Origin of the sequence: Streptomyces marokkonensis (genome assembly GCF_008312835.1) — a bacterium.
GTDB classification, from domain to species: Bacteria; Actinomycetota; Actinomycetes; order Streptomycetales; family Streptomycetaceae; genus Streptomyces; species Streptomyces marokkonensis_A.
The window spans coordinates 581,175-592,810 of record NZ_VSKS01000002.1 but is presented as its reverse complement, the minus strand read 5'-3'; the positions used below and the strand labels follow the sequence as shown (position 1 = coordinate 592,810).

9 protein-coding genes are annotated in these 11,636 nt (G+C 72.8%); 5 read left to right on the top strand and 4 right to left on the bottom strand.

Going from position 1 to position 11,636, the window contains the following annotated elements; translation table 11 throughout:
- From F1615_RS05580 to glgB, 3 genes are all read left to right on the top strand, one after another.
- Nucleotides 1-162, top strand: a 162-nt coding sequence (locus F1615_RS05580) for an alpha-glucosidase C-terminal domain-containing protein (protein ID WP_208818260.1), incomplete at its 5' end; no start/stop codon positions are given.
- 112 nt (nt 163-274) lie between these two features.
- On the top strand, nt 275-1,720 hold the full coding sequence (locus F1615_RS05575; protein ID WP_149547726.1) for a maltokinase N-terminal cap-like domain-containing protein: 1,446 nt from the start codon (nt 275-277) through the stop codon (nt 1,718-1,720).
- A 129-nt stretch (nt 1,721-1,849) separates the two neighbouring features.
- Nucleotides 1,850-4,294: a 1,4-alpha-glucan branching enzyme gene (glgB, locus tag F1615_RS05570; protein WP_425385623.1), complete on the top strand. Its 2,445-nt coding sequence runs from the start codon at nt 1,850-1,852 to the stop codon at nt 4,292-4,294.
- A gap of 15 nt (nt 4,295-4,309) precedes the next feature.
- On the opposite strand, the gene F1615_RS05565 is transcribed toward glgB, so the two are convergent.
- The 4 genes from F1615_RS05565 to F1615_RS05550 all read right to left on the bottom strand — a co-directional run bounded on the left by F1615_RS05565 (nt 4,310) and on the right by F1615_RS05550 (nt 9,083).
- A complete protein-coding gene (locus F1615_RS05565) occupies nt 4,310-6,589 on the bottom strand; it encodes a HelD family protein (RefSeq protein WP_149547724.1) in 2,280 nt (759 codons plus the stop codon).
- Nucleotides 6,590-6,721: 132 nt separating this feature from the next.
- Nucleotides 6,722-7,045 carry a thioredoxin family protein gene (locus F1615_RS05560; protein ID WP_425385621.1) on the bottom strand — a complete coding sequence of 108 codons (324 nt, stop codon included), beginning with the start codon at nt 7,043-7,045 and terminating at the stop codon, nt 6,722-6,724.
- The gene (locus F1615_RS05555; RefSeq protein WP_149547722.1) at nt 7,042-7,470 is read right to left on the bottom strand and encodes a MerR family transcriptional regulator; all 429 of its coding nucleotides are present in this window, start codon (nt 7,468-7,470) and stop codon (nt 7,042-7,044) included. Before F1615_RS05555 ends, F1615_RS05560 begins: the two co-directional genes overlap by 4 nt.
- Before the next feature lie 215 nt (nt 7,471-7,685).
- Nucleotides 7,686-9,083, bottom strand: coding sequence for a cation:dicarboxylate symporter family transporter (locus F1615_RS05550; RefSeq protein WP_149547721.1), 1,398 nt, complete (start codon nt 9,081-9,083; stop codon nt 7,686-7,688).
- Nucleotides 9,084-9,240: 157 nt separating this feature from the next.
- On the opposite strand from F1615_RS05550, the gene F1615_RS05545 reads away from it, so the two are divergent.
- A complete protein-coding gene (locus F1615_RS05545) occupies nt 9,241-10,875 on the top strand; it encodes a sensor histidine kinase (protein WP_149547720.1) in 1,635 nt (544 codons plus the stop codon).
- Nucleotides 10,872-11,555: a response regulator gene (locus F1615_RS05540; protein ID WP_149547719.1), complete on the top strand. Its 684-nt coding sequence runs from the start codon at nt 10,872-10,874 to the stop codon at nt 11,553-11,555. The genes F1615_RS05545 and F1615_RS05540 overlap by 4 nt, the downstream gene beginning before the upstream one ends.
- Nucleotides 11,556-11,636: the final 81 nt, after the last annotated feature.

Below are 11,636 nucleotides of genomic sequence, written 5' to 3'. Positions count from 1 at the left end.
TTCGCACAGCCCACGGAACTGGATCTCAGCGCCTTCGAGGGGCGGCACCCGGTCGAGCTGTTCGGCGGGGTGCGCTTCCCGGCCGTCGGCGAGCTGCCGTACCTGCTGACCCTCGCGGGGCACGGCTTCTACTGGTTCCGGCTCCGCAAGGACGCCGCGTAGAACCCGGGGCGGGTCGGTTTTCACCGGCCCGCCCTGGGCACGCATCAGTAACACCCCGCCCACCGGCGGCGCCCGCCGTGGCGCGCCGAAAGAGGGGAAAGGACGCGACGCCATGTCGGAAGCCGTCACACGTACCGTCACGACACCGCCCGGGCTCCTTGCGTCACTGGATCCGCTGCTCAGGGAATGGCTGCCGCGGCAGCGCTGGTTCGCGGGCAAGGGCCGCCCGGTCTCCGGGTTCGCCCTGGTCGCGGCCACCGAACTGCTGCCGCCCACCGCCAAGCTGGGCCTGTACCACCTGCTGGTCCGCGCCCACCAGCCGCTCCAGCCGGGCCACGGCGGGCAGGAGCAGCCCGGCGACTGCTACCAGCTGCTCATAGGCGTGCGCGAGGCGCTGCCGCCCCGGCTGGCGCCCGCGCTGATCGGTCATGTGACGCAGGGCCCCCTGGCCGGACGGACGGTCTACGACGCCCTGCACGACACCCGGCCCGCCGAACTGCTCCTGGAGGCCCTGCGCACCCAGGCCCGGATCGGCGGGCTTCGCTTCGAGCGGGACCCGCGCCAGGAGATCCGGCCCGGCCTGGTGCCGCGCCTGATGACCGCCGAGCAGTCGAACTCGTCGGTCGTCTACGGAGATACGTTCATCCTGAAGCTGTTGCGCCGGGTCGTGCCCGGGATCAACCCCGATCTGGAGCTGCCGCTGGCGCTGGCCCGCGAGGGCTGCTCCCGGGTGCCCCCGCCGACGGCCTGGCTGGTGACGGACCCGGAGGAAGTGCCCGGCCCGCCCTCGGCCGAACCGTACGTCCTGGGCGTGCTCCAGCCGTTCGTGCAGGGAGCGACGGACGGCTGGGAGCTGGCCCTGCGGGAGCTGGCCAAGGGCGAGGACTTCCTCGCCGAGGCGCGGGCCCTCGGGCGGGCGACCGCCGAGGTGCACACCGCGCTGGCCCGCGCGCTGCCGACGGTCACATTGGGCCACGGCCGGCTGCGCCACCTCGTGGACGGCATGGCGGAGCGGCTCGAGGCCGCCGTGCACGCGGTGCCCGCGCTGCGGCCGTACGCGGACGGGCTGCGCGCCGCGTACACGGCGCTGGACGACCTGGCCGCCGGGGGCCGCACCTGGACCGCCCAGCGGGTGCACGGTGACCTGCATCTCGGGCAGTGCCTGCGGTCCCCGGCCGGGAGCACCTCCCACGCCTTCGGCAGTGGCGGTCAGTGGTCGCTGATCGACTTCGAGGGGGAGCCGGCCCGGCCGCTGGCCGAGCGGCGGATGCCGCAGCCGACGATGCGGGACGTGGCCGGCATGCTGCGCTCCTTCGACTACGCGGCGCGTTCGGTGGACCCGCCGCAGCCGGAGTGGGCCGGGCACTGCCGGGCGGCGTACTGCTCCGGGTACGCGGAGGCCGGGGGCCGCGACCCCCGCACGGAGCCCGTGCTCCTGCGCGCGTACGAGACCGACAAGGCGGTCTACGAGGCGGTCTACGAGGCCCGGCACCGCCCCGACTGGCTCCCCGTACCGATGGCCGCCGTGCGGCGGCTCGCCACGTCCGACCAGACCTGACCCGTCCGACCTTCGTTCCAGGAGGCTTCGCCCGTGACCCCCCGCCCCGAGTCCAGCGGTTCGCAACCGGAGCAGCCGGCCGAGCAGCGGCGCACCGAGCCACCGGCGCCCGCGCGGAAGAAGGCAGCCGTGAAGAAGGACACTGCGAAGAAGGCCCCGGCGAAGAAGACCGCCGCGGCGGCGAAGGCCACGGCCAAGAAGGCGGCGGCCGAGAAGGCGACGGTGAAGAAGGCCACGAAGAAGGCGGCGGAGAAGGCGGCCGGGAGCCCGCTGAAGAAGGCCGCGAAGAAGGCCTCGAAGAAGGCCGTGAAGAAGGCCCCGGCGAAGAGGGCGGTCGTCCCGGAGACGACCGCCCCGCAGCCCGCCCCGCCCGAGACGGAGATCGCCGTCTCCCCCGCCGTGGACGCCGGCGACCGGGAGCGGCTGCTGAGCGGTACGCATCACGCCCCGCATTCCGTGCTCGGCGCGCATCCGGTGCCCGGCGGGGTCGTCTTCCGGGCGTTCCGGCCGTTCGCACGGGCGGTGACCGTCCTCTCCGGGGGCCTGACCGTCGACCTGCACGACGACGGTGACGGATTCTTCTCGGGTCTGCTCCCGCTGCGCGAGGTCCCGGCGTACCGGCTGCTCGTGACGTACGAGGACACGGTCGTGGAGACCGAGGACGCGTACCGTTTCCTGCCCACGCTCGGCGAGCTCGATCTGCACCTGATCGGCGAGGGCCGGCACGAGGAGCTGTGGACGGTGCTGGGCGCACACCCGATGACGCACCAGGGCGTCACCGGCACCCGCTTCTCGGTGTGGGCGCCGAACGCGCGCGGTGTGCGGGTGGCGGGCTCCTTCAACTTCTGGAACGGCACCGGTTGCCCCATGCGGTCGCTGGGCGGCACGGGGGTGTGGGAGCTGTTCGTGCCGGGGATCGGCGAGGGCGAACTGTACAAGTTCGAGATCACCCGCCCCGACGGCTCGAAGACGCTGCGCGCCGACCCGCTGGCCCGCCGTACGGAGGTGCCGCCGGCGACGTCGTCCATCGTCACGTCCTCGGCGTACGAGTGGGGCGACGCCGAGTGGCTGGAGCGGCGGGCCGAGGTGCCCGCGCACCGGGCGCCGTTCTCCGTGTACGAGGTGCACCTGCCGTCCTGGCGCCCCGGCCTGACGTACCGCCGGCTCGCCGAGCAGCTCCCCGCCTACGTCAAGGACCTCGGCTTCACCCATGTCGAGCTGATGCCGGTCGCCGAGCACCCGTTCGGCGGCTCCTGGGGCTACCAGGTCACGGGGTTCTACGCGCCCACGGCCCGGCTCGGCACCCCCGACGACTTCAGGTACCTGGTCGACGCCCTGCACCAGGCCGGGATCGGCGTACTGATGGACTGGGTGCCCGCGCACTTCCCGCGCGACGAGTGGGCGCTCGCCGAGTTCGACGGCCGGCCGCTGTACGAGCACGAGGACCCGCTGCGGGCCGCGCACCCGGACTGGGGCACCCTGGAGTTCGACTTCGGGCGGCGGGAGGTGCGCAACTTCCTGGTGGCCAACGCGCTGTACTGGTGCGAGGAGTTCCACATCGACGGCCTGCGGGTGGACGCGGTCGCCTCGATGCTCTACCTCGACTACTCGCGCGAGCCGGGCCAGTGGACGCCGAACGAGCACGGCGGCCGGGAGAACCTGGACGCGGTGGCGTTCCTGCAGGAGATGAACGCGACCGTGTACCGCAGGGTGCCGGGGGTCGTGACCGTCGCGGAGGAGTCCACGGCCTGGGACGGCGTCACCCGGGCCACCCACCACAAGGGCCCGAGCGGCTTCGGCGGGCTGGGGTTCGGGCTGAAGTGGAACATGGGCTGGATGCACGACTCGCTCGAGTACATGAGCCACGAGCCGGTCCACCGCCGGTACCACCACGGCGAGATGACGTTCTCGATGGTGTACGCCTACAGCGAGAACTACGTGCTGCCGATCTCCCACGACGAGGTGGTGCACGGCAAGCGGTCGCTGGTGTCGAAGATGCCCGGCGACTGGTGGCAGCAGCGCGCCAACCTCCGTGCCTACCTGGGCTTCATGTGGGCCCACCCGGGCAAGCAGCTCCTCTTCATGGGGCAGGAGTTCGCGCAGGGCGCCGAGTGGTCGGAGGCGCACGGCCCCGACTGGTGGCTGCTGGACCCGCACTACGGCGCGGAGGCCGACCACCGCGGGGTGCGCGATCTGGTGCGGGACCTCAACACCGTGTACCGGAAGACCCCGGCGCTGTGGCGGGGCGACACCGAGCCGTCCGGATTCCGGTGGGTGACCGGGGACGCCGCCGAGGACAACGTGTTCGCCTTCCTGCGGTACGACTCCGACGGCTCCCCGCTGCTCGCGGTGTCCCACTTCGCGCCCGTGGTCCGGCAGGACTACCGGATCGGTGTCCCCGACGACGTGCCCGCCTGGCACGAGGCCGTGAACACCGACGCCGGCCGCTACGGCGGCGGTGACGTCACGAACCCGGACCCGGTCAAGCCGGAGCCGCAGGGGTGGCACGGCCACCCGGCGAGCATCCGGCTGACCCTGCCGCCCCTGGCGACGGTGTGGCTGCGCCCGGCCTGACTCCGGGGCCGTGTCCTACGCCAGGGCGTCGGCCAGCGGCTGGGGCAGCGGCTCGGTGTGCAGGACGCCGAGCCGCTGGGTGGCGCGGGTGAGCGCCACGTACAGGTCGCTGGTGCCGTAGCGGCCCGGTTCCACCACGAGGACCGAGTCGAACTCCAGTCCCTTGGCCTGGCGCGGGTCGAGCAGGACGACGTCGTGCGTCAGATCGGGTTCACCGCCCGCCGTGACCCCGTCCAGCCGGGCGGCCAGGGCGCGGTGCAGCTCGCGCGGGGCGATGACGGCGAGGCGGCCCTCGGCGGGGGTGAGTTCCGCGACGGCCTTGGCCGCGGCGCCGGGCAGGTCGTCGGTGGCGCGGGCCCAGGGGCGCACCCCGGTGGAGCGCACCGAGCCGGGCGGCTCGAAGCCGGGGTGCGCGGCGCGGACCACGGCGGCGGCGACCTCCATGATCTCCGCGGGCGTGCGGTAGTTGACGCCGAGCCGGTTGTGTTCCCAGCGGTCCTCGACGTAGGGGGTGAGGATGTCCGCCCAGGACCCGACTCCGCCCGCCTCCGAGGTCTGCGCCGGGTCGCCGACGAGGGTCATCGAGCGGGTGGGGCTGCGCCGCATGAGCAGCCGCCAGGCCATCGGGGACAGCTCCTGCGCCTCGTCGACGATGATGTGCCCGAACGCCCAGGTGCGGTCGGCGGCGGCACGCTCCGCGGCGCTGCGGTGGTCGTCCTCCTCGTGCCGTTCGGCGAAGCGCTCGGCGTCGATGATGTCGTGCGCGGACAGCACCTCGGAGGACTCGGGGTCGTCGTCCTCCTTGTCCTCGAACTCGTAGGTCCGCGAGGCGTAGGAGACGTCCAGCACGCCCTGGGCGTAGGCGATCTGCGTCTGCCGTTCGCGTTCGGCGCGCTCGCGTTCGAGCCGGTCGTCCTCGCCGAGGAGTTCGGCGGCCTCGTCGAGCAGGGGCACGTCGGAGACGGTCCAGTGCCGGGTGACCGGGCGGCGGATCGCGGCGGCGTCCTCGTCGGGCAGACGGCCCTCGGGCGCGGCGAGGAAGTCGGCGACCAGGCGCTGCGGGGTGATCCTCGGCCAGAGCCGGTCGATGGCGGACCAGACCTCGGGGTTCTCGGCGAGCTCGTCGCGGATCTGGGTGACGTCGCTCGGGTCGAGCAGGTTGCTGCCGTCGTAGGGGTCGGTGCCGATGCGCTCGGCGACCATGTCGGTGAGCGCGTTGAGGATGTGGCCCTCGAAGTGCTCCCGGGCCACGTTGTGCGGCAGCTTGGCCGCCCGGGTGCGCTCGCGGGCGACGTTCACCAGGCCGTCGTCCAGCATGAGGATCTCGCGGTCGTGCTCGATCGCGATCACCGGGTCGGGCAGTGCCTGCCGCTCGCGCACGACGTCGGCGAGGACGTCCGCCATCTCCGCGCGGCCCTTGACGGCCGCCGCCTCGGGGGTGTCCGTCCGGGTGGTCCGCACGCCGGGGAACAGCTCGCCGACGGTCGCCAGGAGCACGCCGGTCTCGCCGAGGCTGGGAAGCACCTCGCCGATGTAGCCGAGGAACGCCGGGTTGGGGCCGACGATCAGGACGGCGCGGCGGGCCAGCAGCTCGCGGTGTTCGTAGAGGAGGTACGCGGCGCGGTGCAGGGCGACGGCGGTCTTGCCGGTGCCGGGGCCGCCCTCGACGACCATGACCCCGCGGTGCGGGGCGCGGATGATGCGGTCCTGGTCGGCCTGGATGGTGCGCACGATGTCGCCCATGCGGCCGGTGCGCGCGGAGTTGAGCGCGGCGAGCAGGACGGCGTCGCCTGTGGGGTCCTCGTGGCCGGTGCGGGTCTCGTCGCCGAGGTCGAGGATCTCGTCGTGCAGGGCGGTGACCCGGCGGCCCTCGGTGGCGATGTGCCGGCGGCGCCCGAGGCCCATCGTGGTGTGGCCCGTGGCCAGGTAGAAGGGGCGCGCGACGTCGGCGCGCCAGTCGATGAGCACGGGCGTGCGTTCGGCGTCGTCGGCGCGCAGGCCGATGCGCCCGATGTGGTGGGTCGTGCCGGAGGTGAGGTCGATCCGGCCGAAGCACAGGGAGCCGTCCACCGCGTTCAGCGCGGCGAGCAGCCCGGAGCGTTCGGCGACGAGGATGTCCCGTTCCAGCCTGGCCTGCCGGGGGGTGTGGCCCTGGGCGAGCGCGTCCGTGACGCCGGCCTCGGCGTCGCCGCGCAGGACGTCCACACGTGCGTACAGTCCGTCGATGAATTCCTGTTCCTGCCGGAATTCATCGTCCGGAAATTCGGTGTTTGACAATTCCGCTCCCGCCCGGATATACTGTGCTCACTGAACTTCACCGCGCCTTCTCTCTTTCGAAGTCGCGAACCCATGAATATACGCAAAGGAAACCCCCGGGCGCAATTGCCCCGGGGGTTTCCTTGTGCCGCCTTGCGCCTGCCGCGCAGGTCAGAGCACGTCCTCCAGCTCCTCGCGGAGCCGCCGCTCGGGCCTGGCCCCCACCATCGACCGCACGGGCCGCCCGTCACGGAACACCATGAAGGTCGGCATCGACAGCACCTTGTACGCGTTGGTCGTGCCGGGATTGGCGTCCACGTTCAGCTGGACGACCTTCAGCCGGCCCGCCTCCTGAGCGGCCAGCGCGCTCAGCACCGGGGCCATCTGCCGGCACGGCGGGCACCAGTCGGCCGTGAACTCCACGAGCACCGGCAGCTCCGCCCCGATCACCTCCGCCGCGAAGTCCGCGTCGGTCACCTCGGGCACACCTCTCACCACGGTTCCCCTCCCAGTTCGCACTCCGGCTCCGGACCCCCCGGAACCGCGGCCCCGGCGGCCAGCCGGTCCCGCGCCGACTCCGCCCGCGCCAGCTGCTCGCCCACCTCGGCCCGCACCACGCGCAGCTCACCGATGAGCGCGTCGAGCTCGTCCAGCTTGCGCCGGTAGACCTGGAGCGAGGCGGGGCACGCGTCGCCCTCGGGGTGGCCGGCCCGCAGACACTCCACGAAGGGCCGGGTCTCCTCCAGGTCGAACCCGAAGTCCTGGAGCGTGCGGATCTGCCGCAGCAGCTTCAGGTCGCTCTCGTCGTAGGTCCGGTATCCGTTGGTGGTCCGCCGCGCGGGGAGCAGCCCACGGGATTCGTAGTACCGCAGCGTCCGCGGGGTGGTCCCGGCCCGTGCGGCCAGCTCGCCGATTCGCATGGGGACGAACGTAAGCCTTGACGTCGGCGTCAGGGAAAGGGCCGGCGGCGGAAAGGACCGGGCGGCCGGGCTCACGGGGGGAGAGCCCGGCCGCCCGGCCGTGGTGGAGGTCCGGCAAGGCCTGCCGGCCTTGGGACGCGGACCTCCGGGGCCGGGCGGCTGGGCTACGGGGGAGCGCCCGGCCGCCCGGGGTGTGCGGGGAGCGGCGTCGGCCGTCAGGCCTTGGCCAGCTCCTTCTCGCCGCCCTTCCGGGGCAGCTCGGCGGGGGAGGCGTCCGCGTCGCCGTCGGAGCCGTGGTCGTCCAGCAGCGTCTTCTCGTCGAAGGGGGCGCGGCCGGCGAGGACCTCGTTCACCCGCTCCTTGTCGATCTCCTTGGTCCAGGTGCCGATCAGCACCGTGGCGACCGCGTTGCCCGCGAAGTTGGTCAGGGCGCGGGCCTCGCTCATCAGGCGGTCGATGCCGACGATGAGGCCGATGCCGTCCACCAGGGCCGGCTTGTGCGACTGCAGGCCGCCGGCCAGCGTCGCGAGGCCGGCACCGGAGACACCGGCGGCGCCCTTGGAGGCGACCAGCAGGAAGAGCAGCAGCGGGATCTGCTCGCCGATCGACATCGGCGTACCCAGGGCGTCCGCGATGAACAGCGAGGCCATGGTCATGTAGATCATGGTGCCGTCGAGGTTGAAGGAGTAGCCGGTCGGGACGGTGATGCCGACCACCGGCTTGCTGACGCCCAGGTGCTCCATCTTCGCGATGAGGCGCGGCAGCGCCGACTCGGACGAGGAGGTGGACAGGATCAGCAGGAACTCACGGCCCAGGTACCGGAACAGCGACCAGACGTTCAGCCCCGCCACGATCCGCACCATCGCGCCGAGCACCACGAAGATGAACAGCACACAGGTGATGTAGAAGCCGAGCATCAGCACCGCGAGGCTCTTGAGCGCGTCCACGCCCGAGGCTCCGGTGACGGCGGCCATGGCGCCGAAGGCACCGATCGGGGCGGCCCACATGATCATGGCGAGGACCCGGAAGACGAGCCGCTGGATGTGCTCGATGCCACGCAGGACCGGCTGGCCCGCCTTGCCCATGGCCTGCAGCGCGAAGCCGCACAGCAGGGCGACCAGCAGGGTCTGCAGCACCTCGCCCTGGGTGAAGGCGGACACGATCGTGGTCGGGATGATCCCGAGCAGGAAGTCGGTGGTGGACTTGGCCTCGGCGTCGACCTGGGCCTGGCCCGTCTCCTTGACCGCGTCGGTGACCGCGAGACCCGTTCCCGGGTCCAGGATGTTGCCGACGACCAGGCCGATGCCGAGCGCGACCAGCGACATCACCAGGAAGTAACCCATGGCGATACCGCCGACGGCGCCGACCTTGGCCGCCTTCCGCACGGATCCGATGCCCAGCACGATCGTGCAGAAGATGATCGGCGAGATCATCATCTTGATCAGGTTCACGAACCCGGTACCGATCGGCTTCAGCTCGACCGCGAAGCCGGGTGCGATCAGGCCGACGGCGATACCGAGGGCGACCGCGATGATCACCGCGATGTAGAGATAGTGCGTGCGGTCCCGCTTGGCTGCGGGTGCGGCAGGTGCCGGAGCGGATGTGCTGGTCACGGCGGCCCTCCTTGACGACGTCGTCGGCATCACCGGCGTGCGGCTCACGTCCGGGGAGATGGGGTTCGGGGAATGCCGTGACTATGTCCTGCCTTGTGAGCGCGGTCACCCTTCCGTTCATTTAGTTCATCGTGGAACCGGAAGGCAGACTTGCGGCATGCGCATCCCCCTCCCCCGGCCCCGCAGCCTCGCGGGCCAGCTGTTCGCCATGCAGGCCGTGCTCATCGCGGTCGTCGTGGCGGGGTACGCGCTGTTCACCTACGCCGGCGACCGCAGCCAGGCCGAGGAGGCGGCGGGACGCCAGGCCACCGCGGTCGCCCGGTCGGTCGCCGACTCGCCCTCCGTCCGGGAGGCGGTCCGCACGTCCGACCCGTCGGCGCGGCTCCAGCCGTACGCGCTGGCGGTGGTGCGCGACACCGACGTGGACTTCGTCACGATCATGGACACGCGGGGCATCCGCTGGACCCACCCCAACCCCGCCGAGATCGGGCTGGTCTTCCAGGGGCACACGGCCCCGGCGCTCCAGGGCCGTACCTTCACCGAGACGTACACCGGTACCCTCGGGCCGTCGGTCCGGGCGGTCACCCCGATCCGGGACGGCGACCGGATCGTCGGCCTGGTCAGCGCGGGCATACGGGTCGAGGAGATCAGCCAGCGCGCCCGGGGACAGCTGACCGCGCTGCTCTCCGTCGCGGCCGGCGCGCTCGGGCTGGGCGCGATCGGCACCTACGTCATCAACGCCCGGCTGCGCCGTCACACCCACGGCATGAACGCGGCCGAGCTCAGTCATATGCACGACTACCATCAGGCCGCGCTGCACGCCGTGCGCGAGGGGCTGCTGATGCTGGACGGGCAGTACCGGGTGGCGCTGATCAACGACGGCGGCCGGGAGCTGCTGGGTGTGGGCCAGGAGGAGGACGTGGTGGGCAGATCGGTCGCGGAGCTGGGTCTTCCGGCGCCGCTGACGGGCGCGCTGCTCGCCTCGGAGCCCCGGGTGGACGAGGTGCACCTGACGGCGGACCGGGTGCTGGTGGTGAACACCTCGCCGGTCACCGGCGGCCAGCGGCGCGGCTCGGTGGTGACGCTGCGGGACGTGACCGAGCTCCAGTCGCTGATGGGCGAGCTGGACTCCGAGCGCGGCTTCACCCAGGCGCTCCGGTCGCAGGCGCACGAGGCGGCGAACCGGCTGCACACCGTGGTCTCGCTGATCGAGCTGGGCCGGGCGGAGGAGGCGGTGGACTTCGCGACGGCCGAGCTGGAGCTGGCGCAGGCGCTCACCGACCAGGTGGTGGCGGCGGTGAGCGAGCCGGTGCTGGCGGCGCTGCTGCTCGGCAAGACCGCCCAGGCCAACGAGCGGGGTGTGGAGCTGGTGGTGTCGGACGACAGCCGCCTCGACGACGGCCTGCTGCCGGACTCCCTGCCCGCCCGGGACCTGGTGACCATCCTCGGCAACCTCGTCGACAACGCCGTGGACGCGGCGCAGGGCGGGGTGCGGCCCCGGGTGACGGTGACGGCGCTGACCGAGGACCCCTGTGAGCTGGTCCTGCGGGTGTCCGACACCGGCCCGGGCGTGGACCCGGACCACACGGAGGCGGTCTTCCGGCGCGGCTTCACGACCAAGCCGTCCGGCCCCGGGGGACGGGGCCTGGGCCTCGCCCTCGTGCAGCAGGCGGTGGCCCGGCACGGCGGACACCTGTCGGTGGCCTCCGCGGACGGGGGCGGCGCGGTGTTCGAGGCGCGGCTGCCGCTCAGGCAAGCCGCTGTCGCGGAGGTCCCGGGGGGCGCGGGATGACCGGGCAGCCCATCAGAGTGCTGGTGGTCGAGGACGATCCGGTCGCCGCCGACGCGCACGTGCTGTACGTCGGGCGGGTGCCCGGGTTCGTCGCGGTGGGAAAGGCGCACACCGGGGTGGAGGCGCGCCGCGCGCTGGAGCGCACGCCCGTCGACCTGCTGCTCCTCGACCTGCACCTGCCCGACGTGCACGGCCTCCAGCTGGCCCGCTCGCTCCGGGCGGCCGGCCACCACGCCGACGTGATCGCGGTGACCTCCGCCCGGGACCTCGCGGTCGTGCGCGAGGGCGTGTCGCTGGGCGTCGTGCAGTACGTGCTCAAGCCGTTCACGTTCGCGACGCTGCGGGACCGTCTGGTGCGGTACGCCGAGTTCCACGCGGCCGTGGGCGAGGCCAGCGGCCAGGACGAGGTGGACCGGGCGCTGGCCGCGCTCCGGGCACCTTCGCCCGCGGCACTGCCGAAGGGGCTGAGCGCGCCGACGCTGGAGCGGGTGACGGAGGCCCTGCGGGACGCGGAGGACGGACTGACCGCGGCGGGGGTCGCCGAGGCGGTGGGGATCTCCCGGATCACGGCCCGGCGGTATCTGGAGCACCTGGTGGAGGCGGGGAGGGCCGGGCGGGCTCCGGTGTATGGGCAGGTGGGGCGGCCGGAGCTGGTTTATCGGTGGGTTCGGGGCCGGTGAGCCGTGCCGCCCGGCGGGCCTGCTCGGCCTCCTTGGGCGAGCCCGCCCGCTCGTTGTTGCCCTTGTACCTCGCAGCGCCCA

Bases quoted from the DNA above. Each gene is read 5' to 3' on its own strand.
- F1615_RS05545 (WP_149547720.1), top strand. From the start codon at position 9,241: ATGCGCATCCCCCTCCCCCGGCCCCGCAGCCTCGCGGGCCAGCTGTTC.
- F1615_RS05555 (WP_149547722.1), bottom strand. From the start codon at position 7,470: ATGCGAATCGGCGAGCTGGCCGCACGGGCCGGGACCACCCCGCGGACG.
- F1615_RS05575 (WP_149547726.1), top strand. From the start codon at position 275: ATGTCGGAAGCCGTCACACGTACCGTCACGACACCGCCCGGGCTCCTT.
- F1615_RS05540 (WP_149547719.1), top strand. From the start codon at position 10,872: ATGACCGGGCAGCCCATCAGAGTGCTGGTGGTCGAGGACGATCCGGTC.